The 22,208-nt window shown below is 66.3% G+C and carries 23 protein-coding genes; 11 read left to right on the forward strand and 12 right to left on the reverse strand.

Features of this window, described 5'->3' with window-relative positions:
* Nucleotides 1-13 precede the first annotated feature (13 nt).
* On the forward strand, nt 14-1,534 hold the full coding sequence (locus tag WDN01_15925; GenBank protein MEJ0027513.1) for a tetratricopeptide repeat protein: 1,521 nt from the start codon (nt 14-16) through the stop codon (nt 1,532-1,534).
* Here WDN01_15925 and WDN01_15930 read toward each other — a convergent pair.
* Together WDN01_15930 and WDN01_15935 are read right to left on the reverse strand one after the other, a co-directional pair.
* Entirely contained in the window at nt 1,518-3,299 is a 1,782-nt protein-coding gene (locus WDN01_15930; GenBank protein ID MEJ0027514.1) for an NTP transferase domain-containing protein, read from the reverse strand. The two genes, WDN01_15925 and WDN01_15930, sit on opposite strands and share 17 nt — an antisense overlap.
* Nucleotides 3,296-4,165 (reverse strand): N-acetylneuraminate synthase family protein, encoded by an 870-nt coding sequence (locus WDN01_15935; protein MEJ0027515.1) that lies wholly within the window; start codon nt 4,163-4,165, stop codon nt 3,296-3,298. Before WDN01_15935 ends, WDN01_15930 begins: the two co-directional genes overlap by 4 nt.
* Before the next feature lie 74 nt (nt 4,166-4,239).
* Between WDN01_15935 and WDN01_15940 the strand changes: the two genes are divergently transcribed.
* The 8 genes from WDN01_15940 to WDN01_15975 are packed head-to-tail and all read left to right on the forward strand — an operon-like array spanning nt 4,240 to nt 13,055.
* Entirely contained in the window at nt 4,240-5,169 is a 930-nt protein-coding gene (locus tag WDN01_15940; protein MEJ0027516.1) for a class I SAM-dependent methyltransferase, read from the forward strand.
* A 5-nt stretch (nt 5,170-5,174) separates the two neighbouring features.
* The gene (locus WDN01_15945) at nt 5,175-6,002 is read left to right on the forward strand and encodes a sulfotransferase (protein MEJ0027517.1); all 828 of its coding nucleotides are present in this window, start codon (nt 5,175-5,177) and stop codon (nt 6,000-6,002) included.
* Between the two features lie 48 nt (nt 6,003-6,050).
* Complete coding sequence (locus WDN01_15950; GenBank protein MEJ0027518.1) at nt 6,051-7,217, forward strand: class I SAM-dependent methyltransferase; 1,167 nt, start codon at nt 6,051-6,053, stop codon at nt 7,215-7,217.
* Between the two features lie 8 nt (nt 7,218-7,225).
* Entirely contained in the window at nt 7,226-8,131 is a 906-nt protein-coding gene (locus WDN01_15955) for a transketolase (GenBank protein MEJ0027519.1), read from the forward strand.
* Entirely contained in the window at nt 8,121-9,128 is a 1,008-nt protein-coding gene (locus tag WDN01_15960) for a transketolase C-terminal domain-containing protein (protein MEJ0027520.1), read from the forward strand. Before WDN01_15955 ends, WDN01_15960 begins: the two co-directional genes overlap by 11 nt.
* Entirely contained in the window at nt 9,125-9,877 is a 753-nt protein-coding gene (locus WDN01_15965; protein ID MEJ0027521.1) for an SDR family oxidoreductase, read from the forward strand. The genes WDN01_15960 and WDN01_15965 overlap by 4 nt, the downstream gene beginning before the upstream one ends.
* Nucleotides 9,877-11,103 (forward strand): ATP-grasp domain-containing protein, encoded by a 1,227-nt coding sequence (locus tag WDN01_15970; protein ID MEJ0027522.1) that lies wholly within the window; start codon nt 9,877-9,879, stop codon nt 11,101-11,103. Before WDN01_15965 ends, WDN01_15970 begins: the two co-directional genes overlap by 1 nt.
* Entirely contained in the window at nt 11,100-13,055 is a 1,956-nt protein-coding gene (locus tag WDN01_15975; protein MEJ0027523.1) for a hypothetical protein, read from the forward strand. The genes WDN01_15970 and WDN01_15975 overlap by 4 nt, the downstream gene beginning before the upstream one ends.
* A gap of 155 nt (nt 13,056-13,210) precedes the next feature.
* Here WDN01_15975 and WDN01_15980 read toward each other — a convergent pair whose 3' ends face one another.
* Entirely contained in the window at nt 13,211-14,038 is an 828-nt protein-coding gene (locus tag WDN01_15980; protein ID MEJ0027524.1) for a flagellin, read from the reverse strand.
* Between WDN01_15980 and WDN01_15985 the strand changes: the two genes are divergently transcribed.
* Entirely contained in the window at nt 14,022-14,183 is a 162-nt protein-coding gene (locus WDN01_15985) for a hypothetical protein (GenBank protein ID MEJ0027525.1), read from the forward strand. The genes WDN01_15980 and WDN01_15985 overlap by 17 nt on opposite strands.
* A gap of 148 nt (nt 14,184-14,331) precedes the next feature.
* Here WDN01_15985 and WDN01_15990 read toward each other — a convergent pair whose 3' ends face one another.
* From WDN01_15990 to flbT, 3 genes are all read right to left on the reverse strand, one after another.
* Nucleotides 14,332-15,159, reverse strand: a complete 828-nt coding sequence (locus WDN01_15990; protein ID MEJ0027526.1) for a flagellin — start codon at nt 15,157-15,159, stop codon at nt 14,332-14,334.
* A gap of 249 nt (nt 15,160-15,408) precedes the next feature.
* Nucleotides 15,409-15,759 (reverse strand): flagellar biosynthesis regulator FlaF, encoded by a 351-nt coding sequence (flaF, locus tag WDN01_15995; protein MEJ0027527.1) that lies wholly within the window; start codon nt 15,757-15,759, stop codon nt 15,409-15,411.
* On the reverse strand, nt 15,719-16,144 hold the full coding sequence (gene flbT / locus WDN01_16000) for a flagellar biosynthesis repressor FlbT (protein MEJ0027528.1): 426 nt from the start codon (nt 16,142-16,144) through the stop codon (nt 15,719-15,721). The genes flaF and flbT overlap by 41 nt, the downstream gene beginning before the upstream one ends.
* A 163-nt stretch (nt 16,145-16,307) precedes the next feature.
* Here flbT and WDN01_16005 point away from each other — a divergent pair, with 163 nt between their 5' ends.
* The gene (locus WDN01_16005; GenBank protein ID MEJ0027529.1) at nt 16,308-18,065 is read left to right on the forward strand and encodes a tetratricopeptide repeat protein; all 1,758 of its coding nucleotides are present in this window, start codon (nt 16,308-16,310) and stop codon (nt 18,063-18,065) included.
* 206 nt (nt 18,066-18,271) lie between these two features.
* On the opposite strand, the gene WDN01_16010 is transcribed toward WDN01_16005, so the two are convergent.
* The 6 genes from WDN01_16010 to WDN01_16035 all read right to left on the reverse strand — a co-directional run bounded on the left by WDN01_16010 (nt 18,272) and on the right by WDN01_16035 (nt 22,141).
* On the reverse strand, nt 18,272-18,592 hold the full coding sequence (locus WDN01_16010; protein ID MEJ0027530.1) for a hypothetical protein: 321 nt from the start codon (nt 18,590-18,592) through the stop codon (nt 18,272-18,274).
* Between the two features lie 209 nt (nt 18,593-18,801).
* Nucleotides 18,802-19,035: a hypothetical protein gene (locus WDN01_16015; GenBank protein ID MEJ0027531.1), complete on the reverse strand. Its 234-nt coding sequence runs from the start codon at nt 19,033-19,035 to the stop codon at nt 18,802-18,804.
* A gap of 111 nt (nt 19,036-19,146) precedes the next feature.
* Nucleotides 19,147-19,455 carry a hypothetical protein gene (locus WDN01_16020; GenBank protein ID MEJ0027532.1) on the reverse strand — a complete coding sequence of 103 codons (309 nt, stop codon included), beginning with the start codon at nt 19,453-19,455 and terminating at the stop codon, nt 19,147-19,149.
* A 7-nt stretch (nt 19,456-19,462) separates the two neighbouring features.
* Nucleotides 19,463-20,008 (reverse strand): hypothetical protein, encoded by a 546-nt coding sequence (locus WDN01_16025; protein MEJ0027533.1) that lies wholly within the window; start codon nt 20,006-20,008, stop codon nt 19,463-19,465.
* Between the two features lie 68 nt (nt 20,009-20,076).
* Nucleotides 20,077-21,036: a transglutaminase family protein gene (locus tag WDN01_16030; GenBank protein ID MEJ0027534.1), complete on the reverse strand. Its 960-nt coding sequence runs from the start codon at nt 21,034-21,036 to the stop codon at nt 20,077-20,079.
* A gap of 163 nt (nt 21,037-21,199) precedes the next feature.
* Entirely contained in the window at nt 21,200-22,141 is a 942-nt protein-coding gene (locus WDN01_16035) for an alpha-E domain-containing protein (GenBank protein MEJ0027535.1), read from the reverse strand.
* Between the last annotated feature and the right edge of the window lie 67 nt (nt 22,142-22,208).

Consider the following 22,208-nt stretch of genomic DNA (forward strand, 5'->3'; position numbering starts at 1 on the left):
GAGAGTTCACGCCATGCACGCCCCCCTGCCCGCCGATCCGTACGAAAACGGTCTCCACCTATCCGGCCAAGGCCGCCACGGCGAGGCCATCGAACAGTTCGAACGTGCCCTGGCAGCAAGACCGGACGATTCCCGCGTGCTGTTCGCGCTCGGCAATACGGCGCGAGCGCTGGGACTGGCCAAGCCAGCCGAGGAATTCTTCCGCCGCGTGCTGGCACAGGAGCCGGCGCGTCTCGAGGCGCTTGTCTGCTTGGCCAATCTGTTGCGGGCGCAAGGGCAGTTGGCCGCCGCCGAGGCCCTGCTGGCGCCGGCGCTGGCACGGACACCCGAGGCGCCGGAGCTGTGGCTGACGCTGGGCTCGGCCTATCGCGAAATGGGCGACTTCACGCGAGCTTCTGAGCACTATCGCGAGGCCCTGGCGCTCAGGCCGGATTACGCGCCGGCGCTCGTCAACCTGGCGGATATCTTGACCGACGACGGCGATGTCGACGCCGCGCTGGCGCTTTACGGGCGGGCCATCGCGCGCGAGCCGGACAACGCACAGGCCCGGCTGAACCGCGCCATCCTTCACCTGCTCAGGGGCAATGTGAAAGAGGGCTGGCGCGACTACGCCGCGCGGCTGAAAATACCGGGCAAGGCGCCGGTGCCGGATCACAAACTGACGCGCTGGAGCGGCGGCGGACTGAAGCGTACGCGGCTTCTGGTGACCGCCGAACAGGGCGTCGGCGACCAGATCATGTTCGCGAGCATGATCCCCGACCTTGCCGAGCGCGCGGCGCGTGACGGCGGCGCGATCCTGCTCGAATGCGAGCCGCGGCTGGCCGATCTGTTCGCACGATCCTTTCCGGGCGTGACGGTGCATGCCTGGGACGTGGAGACGCGCGGCGGGATCACGCGGTCGCGCTATGGCTGGCTGAAGCAGGCCGGCGGCGCGAACGCCTTCATCGAGATGGGGAGCATCGCCAAAGTGCTGCGCGGCAGCACCGAGGATTTTCCAAAGGACAATGCGTTCCTGAGGCCCGATCCGCTGACGCTGGCCCAGTTCGGCGGCATTCTCGCGAGCGTCGGTCCGGGGCCGCATATCGGGGTGTGCTGGCGGAGCGGCAATGTCGCGGGCCACCGCGCGCTGCAATATGCGCCACGCGAGGCCTGGGCGGGGTTCATCGCGAAACTGCCGGGAACGGTGGTCAGCGTGCAATACGACGCCGGCACCGACGAGATCGAGGCCCTGGCGGACATGAGCGGACGGCCGATTGTCGTGCTGGAAGGTCTTGACCAGAAGAACGACCTCGATCGGACCTCGGCCTTGCTGGCGTCGCTCGACGCCGTCGTTTCGGCGCCGACCGCGGTATCGTGGCTGGCGGCGGGCACCGGCGTGGACACGTATAAGATTCTCTACGACACGAGCTGGACCGCGCTCGGCCAGCCGCGCGAACCCTTTGCACCGGCTTGCGAACTGATGATGCCGGCGTCGCGCGGCGACTGGACCAGTGCGTTCGAACGCACTTTGGAGCGGATCAACGCGACGCTGTAGACAGGCGCGTCCTGCGGCTGGCTTCGAGCGCCTGCGCCAGGTCGGTCGCAATGCGCGCCGCGCCGCTGCCGTCGATGGTCATCAGTCCCGCCGCGCGCATCTCGCGCAGCTTGCCGGAATCGCCGAGCATCTTCGACACATGCCGTGCGACGGCATCGTCTTTGACGTCGGCTGCGACGCCGAGAGAGACACCCATGCCGGCGTGCTCGAAGGCGGAGGCCGAGGCGGCATGGTCTTCGGTCAGGCAGAGATAAAGCGCCGGCACGCCGGCGGCCGCGAGTTCATAAGCCGTCACGCCGAAGGCGGCGAGCGCAAGATCGGCGCCGGCGAATTCGGTCGCGAGGTCGTCGGCGCCCTCGATCGTCTCGAAATTGCGGTTGAGTCCCACGATCTGGCGCGCAATTGCCGCGCGGTCGACCATGCCGGGGCCGATGACGAAGCGGGCGCGGAACGCGGGATCGAGCTTGGCGAGCGCGCGGGCGCTGCGCAGCGTCAGCCCGAGCGGGTCGCTGCCGCCCATGGTGACGAGCAGCACTGGCCGGCCGGAGACCTTTCGCAGCGGCATCGCGGTCTGGCTGGAGCCCAGCAACGACCATTCCCAGCCGACGCGCGGGTTGCAATGCGAGCCGCTCCAATCCAGCGCCGCGGCCTGTGGCACGGGCGGATAATACGCCAGATCGCAGGCGAGCCGGCGGTCCGAACCGTCATCAACCAGCGCGGTCAACGCGACGCGCGAGGCCAGCGCTGTGACTTCCGCGCGATCCGGTCCGTCGCGGCAATCGAGCAGCAGGAGATCGGGTGCGTGCTTGTCCACAAGGGAGTCGAGCGTTTCTCCGGTCGTCACGGCGAAGCCGGCGCGTCGGACCGGTTCACACGCATCCTCCGTACCGTTCAGCGCGAATATGGCGCCGACGCCTTCGCGGTCGCGCAGCGCGCGCGCCAGCGCCACCATGCGCTTGACATGGCCATAGCCGAACTTGCCGCCGCCGTCGCAGCGGATGAGCGCGAGGCCGCCCTGCGCCGCGATCCGCTTCTGCTGGACATGCGCGTTGATGCGGCGAAGCGAAGGCTCGCGCTCGAGCAGCAATAGAATATCGGCGAGAGAGGCCTCGCCCGCCTTGGCCGCCAGGCGGGCATGTACAGCTTCGATGAATGCGAGATCGTCGGGCGTGTCGATCGTGAGCCGGCCGCCTTCGCGGGCGAGTTCTGGATAGGCGGGCGCGCGGGCAATGGGCACGAAATCGGGACGCAGCTTGAAATAGCCCGTGACATGCTCGCGCGCGACGGCGTCGTCCCGTGCGTCCATCATAAGCTTGTCGAGACCGCGGCGGGTGAAGGGATCGACGCCCTCATGCGCTGTGTGGGCGCCGTCCTCCATCAGGACGTAGTCGCCGCCCTGCGCGATCATCGCGGTCAGGAGGTGGTCGATGAAACCCGAATCGATGAAGGGCGCGTCGGAGGAGACGCGGACCACGATGTCCGCGTCGGTCGCTTCGGCGGCGAGGGCGAAGCGCGCCAACACGTCGTCTTCCGGGCCGCGGATCACGGCGATGCCGTTTTCCCGGCCGAATTCGACGATGGCATCGTCCGCGGCATTCGTCGTCGTGGCAACGGCGACGTCCTCGATCAGATGCGATTTCTTGAGGCGATGGACGATGTGCCAGAGCAGCGGACGGCCCGCGATGGGGCGCAGCACCTTGCCGGGAAGGCGCGTCGAACCCATGCGCGCCTGGATAATGGCGACGATCCGCAGATGCTCGCTCACGCGGCGCCTTTCCACTCGGCGCGAATGCGGCGCAGCGGACGCATGCCGTCGGACGGATCGGCGCGCCAATCGCGGTCGGCCAGCTCCGAGGGCTGCGGGCCCTTGAAGCCCTCGCCGTCGGCGATCATCGATTCGCGGATGCGGGCGATGACGGGCGCGATCTCGCCCGGCAGCCAGCAATGGCCGGCGGCGTATTCGGCGCCCTCGCCGTCGAGGTCGAGATGGAATTCGACCGCCGCCGCGTTCCAGTGGTGCACGGCGCGCTCGATCACGGCGGGACGGCGGGTGTGGTCGGACCAGCCGACCTTGCAGCCGGTGGCGTCGCGAATCGCGGCGATCGCGGCGAGATTGGCCTCGGCGGCCGGCGTCGGATAGGCCGAGACGCAGTGCAGGAGCGTGATCTCGGCAGCGCCGGCGCGCTTCAGCGTATTCGCGGCGGCGGCGATCTCCTCCATCGTCGCCATACCGGTCGACAGGACGACGGGCTTGCCCGTCCTGGCGCAGGCTTCGAGGAGCGGCGTCACGAGCAGCTCATAAGACGCGACCTTGTAGAAAGACACGAAAGGCCGCAGTTCCTCGACCGCTTCGAGATAGAAGGGCGTGCAGGAGAACTGGATGCCGCGCGCCAGGCAGCGCTCCGCCAGGGGCGCCAGATGGGCCTGCGGCAGCTCCCATTGCCGACGCGCCCGGTGCTTTTCGCTGCGCGCCAGAATTTCGGGGGCGAACATCCGGTCGATCTTGAAGAGCTGGAATTTCACCGCGTCGCAGCCCGCATCCGCCGCCGCGTCGACGAAGGCGAGCGCCCGGCCCAGATCGCGATCGTGGTTGCTGGAGGCTTCGGCGATGAAAATCGGCGGGGCGGTCATGCGTCGGCCATCTGAATGTGTCTTAACCGTTTTTAAATCGGTCATGGCTAAAAGAGCGTTAACGAGGGGCCGCCATGGGCGCAGAAGTCGCGCAAATCAGCATCGCATGGGCAGACCATGAAGGGCCGCGCGTCGCGCGCAAGGCCGGCTTCGACATCATCCATTGCGAGATGTGCGGGTTCCGCCATGCCGTGCCGTTGCCGTGCGCGGCCGACCTGGAACGCGAATACCGCGAGACATACTACAGCGACGAAAAGCCCGCCTTCCTTGCCCATGCCGGCGAGGACCAGCAATGGGGCGAACTCGCCCAGCAGGATCGGCTGGAAAGCCTGGAACGCATCCTGGGACCGGGACGGCGGCGGCTTCTGGATGTCGGGTCGGGACCGGGCTTCTTCCTGCAAACCGCGAAGAATCGAGGCTGGCAGACGGTCGGAATCGAGCCGTCCCGCCAGGCGGCAGCGCATGCGCGCGGCCTGGGCCTGGAGATCATCGAGGGCTTCTTCGGCCCGGAGACCGCATCCTGGCTCGGCCGGTTCGACGCCATCAGCCTGAACAACGTGCTGGAGCACGTGCCCGATCCGATCGCCGTCCTGATCGCGGCGCGGGATATTCTGGAGCCGGGCGGCGCGCTTTGCGTCACCGTGCCGAACGATTTCTCGCCGCTCCAGATCGCCGCCGCCGCGACGGCCGCGACCGGGGACTGGTGGATCGCGCCGCCGCACCACCTGAACTATTTCGACTTCGCGACTTTGGCGAACCTGCTCGAACGCCTCGGCTTCGATATCGCGGAGAAGACGACGAGCTTTCCGATGGAGGCGTTCCTTTTGATGGGCGACAACTATCGCGCCGATCCGGCGCTGGGCCGCGCCTGCCACAACAAGCGCAAGAAATTCGACCTTGCGCTGGATGCCGCCGGCCTGAAGGAAACGCGGCGCGGCCTCTATCGCGCGCTGGCCGAGGCCGGCATCGGCCGCGAAGCAGTCGTGATCGCGGTCAAGTCTTGAGCGACGTGACGCAGCCCTTCTTCGTCGTGTCGAGCGGACGCTCCGGCACGGCGATGCTGCACAAGGCGCTGTCGGCCGAGCCGGGTGTCGAGATGCATCACGAATACATGGTGCAGATCACCCAGCCGCTCGCGGTGCGGCGCTATCTTAGCCTCGTCGATGATACGGAAGCGCTGAAAATACTGGGCGAAACGCATGTCGCGGCGGTCGGCTACAGCGAGGCCCGGCATTGGGGCGATTCGTCCAACAAGCTGTCCTGGCTCATTCCGGACCTGGCGAAGGCGCTGCCTTCGGCCAAATTCGTCCACCTGGTGCGCGACGGCCGCAAGGTCGCCGGGTCCTATTTCCGCAAGCTCGGCGATGAATGCTACGACGACCGTTCCACCCGCATCCTTCAGGCCCACTACGACAACCCCGCCCATGCTCCGGCGCCGCCGCCCGAGAAGAAATATTGGTGGCCGGTGCCACGCAAGGCCGATCCGACGTCTCGGGGTTTCCGCTGCTTCAACCAGTTCGAGCGCATCTGCTGGCATTGGGCGGAGATCAACCGGGTCATCCTGAACGAGTTCGCGCGTCTGCCGGCCGGGCGGCAGATGTTCGTGCGTCTGGAAGATCTGCACGACGACCCCGGTGCGGTAGAGCAGGTGTACGATTTTCTCGACCTGCCCTTCTCGGATGCCGCCTTCGCGGCCTTCGCCCGGCCGCACAATGTGAACCGGCCGGAAGACCGGCTGCTGGAGCCCGCCGAGCGGGCCCGTTTCGACGCCATCGCGGGCGGTATGATGGAGCGCCTCGGCTATGCAAAACGTGCCGAGTACGTGATGAATTATTAACCAAGAAGCGCCGATGATGGTTACCGGACTATTTCATCGGGCCATTCCATGAGCGACCTCTGCGAGATCTGCCAACGCGCGGCGCTCGAGCCGATCTACAAGCCGGAAAAATCGATGCGCGGACTGACCGTCTATCTGTGCACGGTCTGCGGGCTGCTGCAGAGCCTGCCGCGCATCGACCGCGCCGCGCGCGCGCCGGCAGCGGTCTCCGGCGGCGCCGATTGGGGCAATGTCCGCTATGGCAAGGGTTTCCGCACCCAGATCGCGATCGAGGCGCTGCGCCGGCATCGCGACTTCGCAACCGAATTCACATTGCTCGATGTGGGATCGAACCGCGGCAGTTTCGCCCGCGCCTTCCTGGACGCCGCACCAGACGCACATCTCGTTGCCGTCGAGCCCGACGAACGGGTGGCCGCGAACTGCGCCGGACTTCCGCACACCCATCTGATCCGCGAGCGCATCGAGAACGTCGCGCTGGAGACGGGCCGGTTCGACGCCATCCATTCCTGCCACACGATCGAGCACCTGGTCCATCCGGCCGCCACGCTCGCCGATCACCACCGCATCTTGAAGGACGCCGGCATATTGGTGCTGGACGCGCCAAACACCGCTCTTCTTGCCAGCGACGACATCGTCGAAGAATGGTTCATCGACAAGCATCTCTATCATTTCTCGGAAACGACGTTGACGCGGATGCTCGAAGCTTCTGGCTTTACGATTCTGGAGCGGCCCGACGCCAAGGACCGCAGCAACCTGTTCTTCGTCGCCAAAAAGAACGGCAAGACGCCGTCCAACGCCGGCATCAATCTCGGCGAGGTCAGCCGAGCGCGCGATTTGATCGCGACCTATGTCGCGGGCCGCGCGCGCAATCTCGCCGCGCTGACGGCGGCGGCGACCGAATTGCTGAGCCTGGCGCCGCGGCGCGTCGCGATGTGGGGCGCGGGCCGGTTGTTCGACAGCCTGGTGACCCATGGCAAGTTCGACGCAAGCTCGCTCGCCGTGCTGGTCGACAAGCATCTGAAGGCCCATGTCGGCGAACGCCATGGTTGCGCCCTGACCGGACCCGAAGGCCTCGCCTCCGCCAAGCCCGGCGTCGTGGTGGTGATGAGCCGCGACTTCGCGAGCGAGATCGCGCAGGAGGTCAACAAGCTGACGCCGGGCGCCGAGATCATCCTCTATACCGACCTGATGAGTCGGGCGCGCGCCGCGGCATAGGAGCTCCCATGGCCTTGACCCTCAGGTCCATCACCGAAGAGGCGCCGCGCACCGCGGCGCAGGATCTGGAGGACCAGCTTGCGAAGGCCGCCGCCTTCGTGCGCCGGCATACCATCGCGTCGATCTATCACGCGGGCTCGGGCCATCCGGGCGGCGCACTATCTTGTGCCGACATTTTGGCCTGCCTGTTCGGCGCTGAGCTGAACTTCTGGCCCAACGCCGTTGACGATCTCGAGCGCGACCGCTTCGTGCTCTCCAAGGGCCATGCCGCGCCGGCGTTGTACGCGGCCGGAGCGCAATACGGCTTCTGCGACGCCAAAGCGGCGCTCAATCTGCGCAAGCTGGGAAGCCCGTTCCAGGGCCATCCGCATGTGCTCGACCTGCCCTGGGTCGAGACCAGCACGGGTTCGCTGGGCCAGGGGTTCTCAGTTGCGCTCGGCATGGCGATGGGGCTGAAGCTGAAGAACAGTTCGGCGCGGGTCTACGCCCTGCTCGGCGACGGCGAGTTGCAGGAGGGCGAGGTGTGGGAGGCCGCGATGTGCGCGGCGCATCATTGCCTGGACAATCTTTGCGTCATCATCGACTACAACAAGCTGCAGAGCGACAACCGTAACTCGGCGATCATGCGGCTGGAGCCGCTGGCGGCGAAGTGGCGCGCCTTCGACTGGGCGATCGCCGAGATCGACGGCCACGACATCCACGAGATCCTGTCGACCTTCCGCCGCGCCGGCATCACCCAGGGCCGCCCTTCGGTGATCATCGCCAACACGATCAAGGGCAAGGGCGTCAAATACATGGAAGACGTCGCGGCCTGGCACGGCAGCGTGAAGCTGACACGCGAGCAGGCCGAGGACGCGCTGCAATCGCTGGGCGCCAAGAGCGCCGAGATCAAGGAACTGCTCGATGGGCACTAATAGGCCTACCGCTTCGCTGCACGAGGACGGGAACGCGCCCGCACTGATCGGCACCAGCGGCGACAGCCTGCGCGAGGCGTTCGGCAAGGCGCTGTCCGCTCTCGCCGACGAATTTCCCAAAGTCGTCGTGCTCGACGCCGACATCGCCGGCGGCACGGGCGTGCATCACTTCCGCAAGAGCCATCCCGAGCGGCTGCTGCAATTCGGCATCGCCGAGCAGAACATGATGGCGGCGGCCGGCGGATTGGCCGCGACCGGGTTCATTCCCGTAGTCACGACCTTCGCGGTGTTCTGCCTGCGCGCCGTAGAACAGGCGCGGCTGTCGCTCGCCTATGCGCGGCGCAACGCCAAGATCGTCGCCAGCCATCCCGGGCTCGACGTCGGACCCGACGGCGGCTCGGCCCAGGCGCTCGAAGACCTCGCGGCGTTCCGCGCCATTCCCGGCATGACCGTGATCTCGCCGGCCGATCCGACCGAGATGGCGCTCGCGACCCGCGCCATCCTGGAATTCGACGGCCCCGTCTATATGCGCACCGGCCGCAGCGCGTCCAGGCGCCTGTTCGGCGACGACCACGCCTTCGAGATCGGCAAGGGCCGGATCGTGCGCGACGGCGGCGACCTCACCATCGTCGCCTGCGGCGTGGAAGTCGCCCGTGCGCTCGACGCCGCGGAGCTTCTGGCGCAGGAGAATATCTCGGCCCGCGTCGTGAACATGGCGACGATCAAGCCGATCGACGCCGATCTGCTCGTGCGCTGCGCCGAAGAGACCGGCGCGTTCGTCACAGCCGAGGACCATAACGTCCATGGCGGGCTCGGCAGCGCCGTCGCCGAGGCGCTGGCCCGTTCACGGCCCTCACCCATCGAATTCGTCGGCGTGAAGGACGTGTTCGGTGCCTCGGGAGAGCCGGAGGAACTGGCCGAATTGTACGGCCTGACCGCGCCGCACATCGCCGCGGCGGCACGTGCGGTGCTGGCACGGAAGGCGGGCAACGCATGAGTCGGTTCTCGCTTGCCGGAAAGAACGCCGTCGTCACCGGCGGCAGCCGCGGGATCGGACGCGCCATCGCGCTTGGCCTGGCAAATGCCGGCGCGGACATCGTCTTCACCTATCGCGAGAAGCGCGACGAGGCCGACGCCGTCGCGGCAGACATCGTCAAGACTGGACGCCGCGCCTTGGCGCTGCCGATGGACGTGACCGATCGCGCCAGCGTCGAGGCGGCGGCGCGCGGTGCGCGCGCTTTCGGCAAGATCTCCATTCTGGTGAACAATGCCGGCATCAACAAGCCGACCGATTTCGACAGGATCGCGGACGCCGACTGGGACACGATCCTGGCGACCAATCTCAAGGGCCCATTCATCTGCGCCCAGGTCTTTCTGCCGCTTCTTAGCGAGGCCGGCGGCGGCTCCATCGTGCATATCGGCTCGGTCAGCGGGCAGTATGGCGGGCCGCGCACGGCGCACTACGCCGCGTCGAAAGCCGGATTGATCTCGCTGGCGCAGGTCATCGCGCGGTTCGGCGCGGCGTCGCATGTGCGCTCCAACGTGGTGGCAGCGGGTCTGATCGCCTCCGACATGGGCAATGCCGGGCTTCAAGCGGCGAGCGTGCAGAAGGCGGCGGAGGGCATCATCCTCAAGCGGCTGGGCCGCACCGAAGAGGTCGCCGACGCCGTCGTGTTTCTGGCGAGCGAGGCGTCGTCCTACATCACGGCGCAGACCATCAACGTCAATGGCGGGCTATATTTCTGATGGCTTCCAGCGGCAAGACGCTCCTCATCGTGTCCGGCGGGATCGAGGCGGCCGACGCCGCCAGACGCGCCAAGGAAATGGGACACACCGTCGTGGTCTCCGACCGCGACCCGCAGGCGCCGGGCTTTGCTTTCGCCGATTCCTGTCTGATCGCGGATGTCTACGGCCCGACCGAGACGGCGGCCGCTGCCGAACGCTATAGCCGCAAGATCCGCAAGATCGACGGCGTGATCTGCGTCGCCGCCGACGCGCCGGTCACCGCCGCGACGGTGGCGCAGCGCTTGCGCCTTCCCGGCATCTCGCTCGCCAGTGCGGAACTCGCCTGCGACAAGCTCGCGATGAAGCGGCGCTTCGCGGACTGCGGCGTTCCGGTGCCGTGGTTCGCCGAAATCCCGACGCCGCAGGCCTTGCAGCGCGTCGCGATCGAACGCGGCCGCGACCTGGTGATCAAGCCGGTGGATTCGCGCGGCAGCCGCGGCGTGCAGCGCGTGGCGCAGGTCGCCGATCTCGACAAGGCCTTCCTGTTCGCCCGGTCGCATTCGCCCAGCGAGCGCGTGATGGTGGAGCAATATCTAGACGGCCCCCAGGTTTCCACCGAATCCGTGATCGTCGACGGCCGCTGCTTCACGCCGGGTTTCTCGGACCGCAATTACGAATATCTCGAACGCTACGCACCGTTCTTCATCGAGAACGGCGGAGATCTTCCGAGCCGTCTGCCCGCGGACATCCAGCAGAAGGTCAAGGATGTCGTGGCGCGCGCTGCCGCGGCACTCGGCATCACGAACGGCACCGTCAAGGGCGACATCGTGGTGCACAAGGGCGAGCCCTGTGTCATCGAGCTGGCGGCGCGGCTTTCGGGCGGGTTCTTCTGCACGCGTGAGATCCCGCTCAATACCGGCGTCGACTTCGTCGGCGCGGCGATCCGGATCGCGCTTGGCGAGGCGGTTTCGCCGGACGACCTCGAGCCCAAGCATTTCACGCCCGTCGTCCAGCGCTATGCCTTTCCCAAAGCGGGGCGCGTGGTCGCGATCGAGGGCGCCGAGGAGGCGCGCCGGATCGCCGGCGTCGCCGATGTGATCGTGACCGCCAAGCCGGGCGACGTCATTCCCGATGCCGGCGACAAGCGCCCCTCGGCGGCGATGGTGCTGACGGTCGGGCCGTCGCGCGAAGCAGCACTGGCGGCGGCGAATGATGCGCTCGCCTGTCTGAAGATCGTGACCGCATGAACGCCCCTCTGCAAAGACGCGAGCTGGCGGCCGCCGCGGGCACGCTTCAGCTGTTCGCGCTGTTTCATCTCAATCTCGCCTTCTCCTCCATCGAGGAGGAGCAGCGCGACGATGTCATCGCGCGCTGCTACTGGCCGCTGCTGCGCCTGGCCGAGCGGTTCGGACCCATCGGCATCGAGGCGACAGGCTACACGCTCGAAGAGATCGCCAAGCGCGATCCGGAATGGATCGGGCGTGCACGCGCGCTGATCGCTGGCGGGCGCGTCGAATTGATCGGCTCCGGCTATTCGCAGATGATCGGGCCGCTGGTGCCGGCGCGCGTCACCGAGGCCAATCTGCGCATCGGCAATGGCGTCTATGAGGACTTGCTGGGGACGCGGCCGACGCTGGCGCTGGTCAATGAACAGGCCTATTCCGCCGGCCTTGTCGGGCTCTATCTCGATGCCGGTTATGCCGCGCTGGCGATGGATTGGGACAACCCGGGCACCGCGCATCCCGAGTGGCCGGCCGAAACGCGTTACCTGCCGCAGCGCGCACTGGGCGCCGACGGACGCTCCATCGGGCTCGTGTGGACCAGCACCGTGGCGTTCCAGAAGATGCAGCGCGTCGTGCACCGCGACATCGGCATCGAGACCTATCTGGACTATATCCGCGGACGGCAGGCGACGGGTCGGCGCGCCCTTTGCGTCTATGCCAGCGACGCCGAGATCTTCGACTTTCGTCCCGGTCGCTACAAGACGGAAGAGAAGCTGACCGGCGAGAGCGAATGGGCACGGATGGAAGAAGCCTTCGCGCGGCTGACGGGCGAATTCGCGCTGGTCTCGCCGTCCGAAGTGCTTGCGCTGCGCGACACGGCAAATGCCGGACAAAGCCTGCGGCTGGAGACGGCGGCGAGCCCGATCCCGGTGAAGAAGCAGCGCAAATACAATGTGGCGCGCTGGTCAGTCACCGGTCGCGACGATCTGGGCGTCAACGCCGCGTGCCAGCGCATCTATCGCGGGCTGGACGGAGCCGGCGAAGACGCCTGGAAAGAGCTCTGCTATCTGTGGTCCAGCGATTTCCGCACCCATATCACCGAGACGCGCTGGACGAATTTTTGCGCGAGGCTGCGCGAGGCCGAGACGCGCTGGGCCGTGCCGGCGGCGCCGGCGCTGGCCGCGCCGGAAGGCGTGACGGTCGAAGACCGGTTTATCGCGATCGAAACCGGACAGGTGACGGCGCGTCTCGATCGCCGCCGCGGCCTGGCGCTTGACAGCGTCCATTTCGCCGGCCATGCCGTGGCATCGCTCGGCGGCGTACCGCACGGGCATTTCGACGATATTGCGCTTCAGGCCGATTGGTATACGGGCGACTGCGTCTTCGAGGCGCCGGGCGAACATAAGGCGACCGACCTCGATTGGGCCGCCACGCGCATGCAGACCGCGGACGATGGCGACGTGATCGTGTCGGGCCGGATCGACACGCCGAAAGGCACCATCGAGAAGACCCTGCGCTTCGCGGCCGGCGCGCCGCGCATCGATTTCGAGCTGACTTTCCATTGGTCCGATTGGGGCAAGGGCAGCCTGCGCCTCGGCCATGTCACACTTCTGGGCGAGGCGTTCGATCTTTCGCGCCTGTTCCTGACCACCCACAATGGCGGCCATGCGGCAGAACGTTTCGACCTCGCAGGCCAGACGGTCGAGCATGGCGCGCCGGTGTCGTTCCTGGTGTCCTCGTCGCAAGGTCTCGGCATGACCGAAGGCTGGGCCGAGATCGGCGACGACGCTACGCGAATCCGGGTCGACGTCGATCGGTCGGCGGCCTGCCTGCTCGGCTTGCTGACGCACCGCGTCAGCGGCGGGCGGCTGTTCTGCCAGTTGATCCTCTCGGCGCTGGAATTGGACGATACGCGCAAGCCGATGGCCTATGAGACCGGTCCGCGCCGCTTCCGCTTCAGCCTGATCGGCTGCTGACCCAAAAGGAATACGGACGACGTCCCGTGGACGCCGTCCGCTTCTTTTTACCCACCTTCGATAAATTCCCTACGCCCCAGGGCGCGAAGGGTCGATTCTTCGACTCCCTCGAAACCGCTGTGAGCGGCGACGCTTTCGCGCCGCCGCTCTCAGGCCTAGCGGAACAGCGACAGGATCGTCTGCGGCGCCTGGTTGGCGATCGACAGAGCCTGAACGCCGAGCTGCTGCTTGACCTGCAAGGACTGCAGCAGGGCGCTTTCCTGCGCCATGTTCGCGTCGACGAGGTTGCCGATGCCGGTCGTCAGCGTGTCGGACAGCTTCTGCGCGAAGGTCGCCTGGATCGAGAACTTCTTCGCGCCGGCGGAGAGCTTGGCGAGAGCGGAGTTCACGTTCGTGAGAGACGCCTGGATGGTGGCGACCAGCGTCGAGGCCTTGGTCTGGGTCGAGATCGTGTTGGTCGTGCGCAGCGTCACGATCGTGCCCGAAAGCGCGAGCTTCTGGGCGGAGGTCGTGATGCGGCGCGTGCCGTCCGAGGACGCCAGGGCCGTGATCTGGGTCGTCGAGCCGTCGACCAGGTTGGTGCCGTTGAACGAGGCGTTCTTCACGATCGTGGTGATCTGATCGCGGAGCGCGACGAAGTCCTGGTTCAGGGCCTGGCGGCTGGCGGTATCCAGCGAGGAGTCCGCGGCGCTGAGCGCCTTGGTCTTGAGCTGGATCAGGAGGTCGGAGATCGACTGTCCGGCGGACAGGGCGACATCGACCGCCGAAGTGGCGCGATTGAGGCTGTCGGTGACGGCGGAATAGCCGGCGACGGCGCCACGCTGGTTCTGCGCGATGGCGTAGGTCGAACCATCGTCACGGGCCGAAGACACTTTGAGGCCGCTGTTGATCGCGGCTTGGGTGGTGTTCAACTGCGACTGCGTCGCGTTGAGGTACTGCAGCGCGACGAGCGCGCCGGAGTTGGTGTTGACGCTGAAAGACATGGCTGTCTCCGTTCTGGTGTGGGTCGAGCATTTTGCTCGCGGGCTTTTTGCCCGCCCTCACCTGTTGGCAAGGGCCGTGCCGGAGACGGTTCAGGAATTTCTAACCATCGATTGCGAAGCGCGCCCGGAAATCGCTGCCCGGTAAAATTTGACGCGCATTGTCCGCATTAGGCATTTTCTTCCGTCGAAGCGGCAAAACTTGCCCGGTTCGGGGCAACTATTGCCGGGTCATGGAAAAAAAGACGAGAGCGGCACGGGATTCCCGTGCCGCTCTCAAACGCAATTCCCCACTGCTACTTGAACAGCGACAGGATGGTCTGCGGCGCCTGATTGGCGATCGCAAGGGCCTGTACGCCGAGCTGCTGCTTGACCTGCAAGGACTGCAGCATCGCGCTTTCCTGCGCCATATTGGCGTCGACCAGCTGGCCGATACCGGCGGTCAGCGTGTCGGACAGCTTACTGGTGAACGTCGACTGGATCGAGAACTTCTTCGCGCCGGCGGAGAGCTTGGCGAGAGCGGAGTTCACGTTGGTGAGCGACGCCTGGATGGTGGCGACCAGCGTCGAGGCCTTGGCCTGCGTCGAGATCGTGTTGGTCGTCCGCAGCGTCACGATCGTGCCGGAAAGCGCGAGCTTCTGGGCGGAGGTCGTGATGCGACGGGTACCATCCGAGGATGCCAGGGCCGTGATCTGGTTCGTCGAACCGTCGACCAGATTGACGCCGTTGAAGACGGCGTTCTTCACGATGGTCGTGATCTGGTCGCGCAGGGCGACGAAGTCCTGATTGAGGGCCTGGCGGCTCGCGGTGTCCAGCGAGGAGTCCGCGGCGGCGAGCGCCTTGGTCTTCAGCTGGATAAGCAAATCCGAAATCGATTGTCCCGCGGAGAGCGCAACATCGATCGCGGACGAACCACGGTTGAGGCTGTCTGTCACAGCCGAATAACCGGCAACCGATCCGCGCTGATTCTGGGCGATGGCGTAGGTCGAGCCGTCGTCCTTGGCGGATGCCACCTTGAGACCGCTGTTGATCGCGTTTTGTGTCGTGGTGAGCTGCGATTGCGTGGCGTTGAGGTATTGCAGCGCGACCAGGGCGCCGCTGTTCGTGTTGACGCTAAAGGACATTGTTGTCTCCATTCCATTCTGGTGGGTGACGGCGTTCTGCACGTCGAGGGCGCAAGCGCCCCGGCTGTGGATTTCGCAAGCGCCATGCCAGAAAACGGATCGGTGGAAACCTTTTAAGCCGTTGTTTTCTCTGTATATTACTGCGAGGCAAGCGAGGGGCTGTTAGGCATATTTTGCCGCCCGGCAGAAACGGAAAAGGCCGGCATGCGCCGGCCCTTCCCCTAACCCAAGCCTGTGCGACGGCCCTGTTCAGGCGGCGCCCTGGAGGCCCTGCATGATGGTGCGGTTGATCTCGATCAAGGGATCGAGCGAGGCGCCGTTGCGCGTGACCTGCTTGGAATACTTCGTCACCCACAGCGAGAGCGAGACGATCTTGGCGCGGACGTCGGAGGTCAGCGCGTTGCGGTCGTCCATGCAGTCGGCGGCGAGGGTGCGCCACAGCGTGCGATTCCAGTCGATGGCCTCGGCCAGCGGTCCGCCGGCGATGCCGCGCTGCTTCGCATCGATCAGCGCGCCGGTGACCTGGCCGAACAGCCGGTACTCGGTCGACCGCGGATCCTCAGTAACCCGCTGCGTATTTTGGTAGGCTCTCAGGGTCATAGCTCAAGCGTTCCTGTTCGAAATCGAAGAGTTTGCGGCACAAGATCAGCGCCTTGTAGTAGGCTCCGGCCATGACGTCCCGGCTGATCTCGATGCAGGTGGTGAGCGTCTGGCGGTTCTGGACGGCGCCCATGAACTCGGTCATGCGCAGCGCGAATTCGTTGTAGTACTGCTCGGTCGCGTCGGGATCGAGATACATCATCATGATCGGCACATAGATGCGGCGCGCCGGCGTGGTCGCCTCGTGCGGCTGCATGATGTCCTTCTCGCGCAGGACGCAGGCCTTGTTCTGGATGACGAGGCTGGTGCGCTTGTCGCCATTGGTCAGGACGGCGCCGTTGAGCACGAATTTCTCGCCCGGCTTCAAGGACAGTTTCAGCGGCATCGTTCTCGTCTCCCAGCGTGCCCCGGCAGCACCGGCACACGTTCGATAGAGGCGAGACTAGCGCTGCGTGGTTAACAAACTGCTTGCGATCCGCGCCTTCGCGTTTACGCGGGATTAGGCATACCCGGGTCTTAATCGCCGCGGAAAATCCGGAAAACCCGCCATGGCGCAGCCAGCCCCCATCCCTTCCCTGGAAAGCCTCGTCGGCATGGACGCCAAGATGCGGGCGATCGAAAAGCTCGAACTGCTGCAGGAAGAAGTCGACGCGGCGATCGCGCGCAAGACGTCCAACGGCGTGCTGCGCCGCGCGATCCGGGCATGGCGCCGTGGCGACATCGTCCGCGCCGGCCGGCTCGCGCTGGAATCCACCGGCATCGACGAGGACAACGCCAAGGCCTATCACGTGCTCGGCATGGCGCTGGAGCGCATGGGGCATATCCACAAGGCGCTCGTCACCTATGAGCGCGCCTTCCGGCTCGATCCGGACGATCCGGAGCTCCTGATCAATCTGGGCCTGATCGCCTGGAACCTGAAGCAGATCGAGGGCGCGGCGCGGATGTTCAGCCTCTATATCGAGGCCTGTCCCGACAGCCCGCTCGGCTACAACAATCTGGGCTCGGTGCTGTGCGACATGGGCGATCCGGAGCGCGCCATCGAGACGCTGCGCGCCGCGATCTTCCGCATGCCGCAGGAGCCGATCCTGTGGAACGCGCTGGCGACCGTGCTGGCCGAGGAAGGCCGCGCCGAGGAGAGCCTGGTCTTCTACAACGAGTCCGTCCGCCTCGATCCCAAATTCGCGCGGCTGCACCACAATCTCGGCTATGCCTATGCGCATCTCGGCATGCTGAAGGAATCGCTCGCCGCCTATGAGACCGCGCTCGCCCATGCGACGGATCCGAGCGAGAAGCTCGAAACGGCGCATTCGCGGGCCATCTGCCTGATCGGCATGGGGCGGCTGGAAGAGGGCTTCCGCGATTTCGAGATCCGCAACACGCCGCGCTTCCGCGCCTATATCAACCACTTCATCAAGGCGCCGCGCTGGCAGGGCGAGGACCTGACGGGCAAGCGCATCGCGGTGATCGGCGAACAGGGACTGGGCGACGAGTTCATGTTCGCCACCATCCTGCCCGACCTGGCGCGGCGGGTCGGCGATACGGGGCTGCTGCAGATCGCGGTCGATCCGAGGCTCGTGCCGCTGTTCCAGCGCTCCTTCCCCAATGCCGAGGTCGGCACCTATGACGACCGCACGCTGATCGATCCCGACGGCGAAAAGCCGCTGCGCTTCGTGAAGTTCATCACCGACAAACAGGAGCCGGATTATTGGGTGCCGATGGGCTCGGCGCTGCAATATCTGCGCAAGGACATCCAGGATTTCCCGCACGAGGCGTTCATCCTGCCCGACCAGGGCAGGGTCGCGAAATTCCGCGCCGCGCTCGCGGCGAAGGGACCGGGGCCCTATGTCGGCGTCTGCTGGCGGTCGATGATGCTGGCAGCCAAGCGGGCGAAATATTACTCGACGCTCGACATGTGGGCGCCGATCCTGAAGACGCCGGGCGTCACCTTCGTCAACCTGCAATACGGCGACGCGGCGGCGGAGATCGCCCATGTGCGCGAGACCTTCGGAATCGAAATCCATGCGCTCGACGTCGACCTGAAGGACGACATCGACGGCGCGGCGGCGCTGTCGGCGGCGGTGGACCTGGCGATTTCCGCCCCGACGGCAGCGGCGGCGAATGCCGCGGCGGTGGGAACGGAAGTGTGGTTCCTGACAGCGGGCCGTACCTGGCCGCAGCTCGGCACCGACGAATATCCCTGGTACCGCAAGACGCATGTCTATTCGCCCGAGAAATTCGGCGACTGGGCGAGCCTGATCCCGCAAGTCGCGGATGCGCTGGCGGATTTCGCGAAGAACCGGGCATAGAATCGCGCGCGAGCCGGGCGCGGCAGGCGGCGCGGGCGCGCGCGATCATCTCCATCTGGACGATCAGCGCTTTCGCCGCGGCGATGAGGGTGCGGATCTCGGCGCGGCGCGCCAGGGCGGCGCGCGCATAGCGCCCGTGACGGAGCCGGTTGCGATTTCCCCGCGGCGCGCCGCGCGGGCGTCCCGTTCGCCTGCCCAATTGAACCTCAGACCTTGGGAGGGGGTGGGGGGTCGGCCGCGACATGGCGCACATTGATGTCGTGATTGAACTGGCCGTTGAGCTTGGCGAGGGCGAGCACGAGGCTGGCGGAGGTCTTGGCGACGTTGATCGCGTTTTCGAACTCGGCTTTGCGGAGAAATCCGTTCTCGTCGTAGTCGAGCGGGATGGTGTTGGCGCGCTTCAGGGCGTCGCGCATGCCCTCGGTGAGGATGTCGAGCTGCGCCTCGAGGCGGGCCTCGATGAGGCCCGCGGCGAAACGCGGCTTCGGTTCGTCCGTTTTGCGCCCGGCGGCGTTCGGGTCTGTCATGACAGGAAGATTGTCACGGCGCGCACGCGATTCAAGCGATTTTTAAGGAAAAAATACTTATCCGACAGGCGGTCGAGCCAAGAGGCTGCTCCGATTGGTTTTCGCGAAAACGCTGCGGGGATAAGTGGGAGCGCGCGACGTGGCCATGGTCGGTCGCCGGATCGCCAGCGCGCGCATGACAGGATCGGATGGCCGAGCGGGAGAACCGGCTACTGGCCCTTGCGCAGATTGTCTTCCACCGAGACGAGACAGCGGCGATAGGCATCGGTGTCGGGCTGATAGCCGCGCGCCTGGCAGAAGCGGGGCGCCTGCGGACAGCCCTGCGCCGTGCAGCCGTTCGGCGCCATCGTCGCCGACGAATCGTCCTCGCCGAAAAGCATCTCGGTGCAGCCGCCGAGCAGCGCGGCAAGGCCGATGGCGAGTAGGGCGGCGCGCAGTCTCACGAATGTCTCCCTGCCGGTTCCTGTCGTGGGTTTTTATAGCGCCGCGCAGGACCCCTGCCTATGGCGGGCGCGGCTTGTGCACATCGGCGTTCCCGTCGCCCCCGATGCGGGCTAAGGCCCGCCCCGGCGCAAATTCTGCGTCACCGAAACGAGGCAGCGATCGTAGCTCGCGGTGCCCGGCGCATAGCCGCGCGCGACGCAGAATTGCGGCGCCTGGGCGCAGCCGGACGATTCGCAGCCCCCCGCTTTCGCCGGACGCCTGTCGGAATCGCCCTCGGGAAACAGCGCGTTCGTCGCGAAGCCGCGCTGCGGCAGCCCGAGGCCGGTGATGATCCGGTCGGGCGTCGAAACGATCCGGTCGACCGAGCAGCCGGCGACGCCCGCGGCCAGCAGCAATACGAGCAGATGTCTCGCGTTCACGGCGACCTCAGAACTGCATGACGAAATGGAGGCTGGCGCCGTTCGGCTCCGGCTCCACGCTCAGGCGGTAGCGTTGGGGGCGGTAGCGCGTCACGATGGCGTAGTTGAAGCCATAGGCGACCGCGGCGCTGGCCAGCGTGTCGTACCAGTGGTTCTTCTTGTTGTCGGTCAGCGCGTAGCTCGAGACGAAACGCGCGGCATAGGCGGGCATACCGTACTGCCAGCCATAGCGATCCCAGAGAAAATCCGCCGAGGAATCTGCGAGCGCCAGGTCGGGCGGCGCGAAGGAATGAAAATCCGAATGGTCCGGCCGGCGGATGCGCACGATCTGGTTCAGGGCATAGGTCGTGCCGACCGTCAGGCCGGCCGCCACCGCGAATTCGCCGAACCCTTTCCAGTCGCGATGCAGAAGCGCGACGCCCGCGGCGCTCACCGGAAGCGCGATATTTATGATGTTGCCGGCCTTGCGCAGACCGGCATCCGCCGCGAACGCCGGAGGGGCGGTGAGCAGGATCGCCGCGCATAGCGCCGCGGAAACCGTCCTTACCCGCATGGCGCCCCCCAAAGACCCTGGTTTTGCGCAGTTGATGCGCAAGGCGCGGCGCCGGTCAAGCGGCGCGCCTATTGCTGCTGCTGGTGATAGATGTGTTCGGGCATCGACGGCGTGGGGCGAGGCGCGCTCATCGGGCGGGCGACGCGCAGGAAATCCTCGTGGCGGACCGGCGCCTGGGTCGGCTCGACCGCGACGGAGATCGCAAGCTCGCTCTCCGCGCCGCCCTTGTAGGTGCCGCGCGTCGGCGGCACGTCGGCATAGTCGCGGCCGACCGCGGCGCGGATGTGGCGCTCGCCCGCCACGATGTCGTTGGTGGGATCGATGCCGATCCAGCCGAGGCTGGGCAGATAGGCCTCGATCCAGGCATGGGTGGCGTTGTCGGCGGAGCGGTCCTGGCGGCTGCCGCGATGGTAGAGATAGCCCGAGGCGTAGCGCGCCGGGATGCCCCAGGAACGCGCGATCGCGATCATGATGTGGGCGAAGTCCTGGCAAACGCCGCGCCGCTCCTTGAGCGCGACCTCGATCGGCGAGGACGCATCGGTGATGCCGGATTTGTATTCGAAGGCATCGTGGATGGTCGTGCTCAGGCGGCGGAGCGCGGTCAGGGGATCGCCGACGGGCTTCTCCAGCCCATGGGCGGCGATGAAGGCACGCAGGGCCGGCGTGGTGTGCGCGAAGGTCGAGGGCTCGAGCAGGTCGAACTGCTCGTCTGAGAGGTTGTAGGAATTGTAGCGGCCCCATTCGAGCGAATCGGCGGCGGCGGGGAGCGGCGGCAGGCTCGCGATCTCCACCACGGCTTGCGCCTCGATCCGCAGCTCCTCGTGGTCGCGCAGCACGTTGAAGTGATAGACCGCGTTGCCGAGATAATCCGTATACGCATAGAGCTGGGCGCGCGGATTGGTGGCGATCTGGAAGCTGCGCAGCGACTGGGGTCCTTCCGAACGCGGCTGCATGCGCAATTCCATCACCGATTCGCGGATCGGCGCGGAGTAGCGGAAGCGGGTGATGTGCCGGATGGAGTAATACATCAGATGATGCTCCGCGATGCGTTTCCTCCCCCGCTGTTGCGGGGGAGGGGGACCGCGAAGCGGTGGAGGGGGACCGCTCCACACAAGCCCCCTCCGCCTCGCTTCGCTCGGCACCTCCCCCGCAACAGCGGGGGAGGGAAATGCTCGGCTTCGCACTTCGTTTTCACAGCACGGTCTCCGCGCCGTAGGAGATGTAGGCCAGGTGCACGCTTTCGTGGATCTGCTCGCATTGCCGCGTGATGTCGGCGAGGAAGGGGACGATGTCGCCGCCCATCAGATCGTCGATCTGGCCGAAATCGACCGTGGCCTTCAGCCGGCCCGCCAGGCGCTCCACCACGGCGCGGCGCGCGGACGGCGCGGCGGCGGCGACCTTGCCGAGCGAATCCACGACGCGGTCGACCGAGAAGCGCACCGAATGCGGGAATTCGCCGTCGAAGACGAGGAATTCGGCGATCTTCTCGGGCCGGATCTGCGCGGTGTAGGCGCGGCTATAGGGCTCGAAGGCGGAGCAGAATTTGAGCAGCACCAGCCAGTCGAAATATTTCGGCGCGGCGATGCCGGGCAGGTTGCGGAAATGCAGGTCGAGCAGGCGGCTGACGAGATGGGCGCGCTCGATATGGCGGCCGAGCTGAATGAAGTACCAGCCTTCGTTGTGGCTGAGCGTGGAATAGACGACGCCTTCGAGGGTATGGAAATCCTCCAGCGCCTCGCGGAAGACTCGGGCGGGATGATGGCCCCACACCGCCTCCGCCGTGACCGGCGACAACCGCAGATAGAGCTTGTTGAGGTGCTCCCACACTTCGGTGGAAAGCTGCTCGCGCACCTGGCGGGCATTGTCGCGCGCGAAACGCAGCGAGGCGACCAGCGAGGCGGGGTTGACGCGGTTGAAGGCGAGGTCCTGGGTGATGACATAGGCGTCGTGCGCCTTGGGCACGAACTCCTCGCCCGACAGCGCCTCGACCACGCGGTGCCAGGCGGCGTCGGCGTCCTCGCGGCTCTGCTCGACCATGGATTCGAGCTTGACGGCGACGAGGCGGGCGGTGTGCTCCCCGCGCTCGATATAGCGGGCCATCCAATACAAACTGTCCGCGACCCGACTTAGCATGCGCAAATCTCACGCGGAGACGCGGAGCCGCGGAGAAGAATTACCCTGCCCTTGAGGGAGGGTCGAA

Source organism: Rhizomicrobium sp. (genome assembly GCA_037200985.1).
In the GTDB taxonomy this organism is placed as follows: Bacteria; Pseudomonadota; Alphaproteobacteria; order Micropepsales; family Micropepsaceae; genus Rhizomicrobium.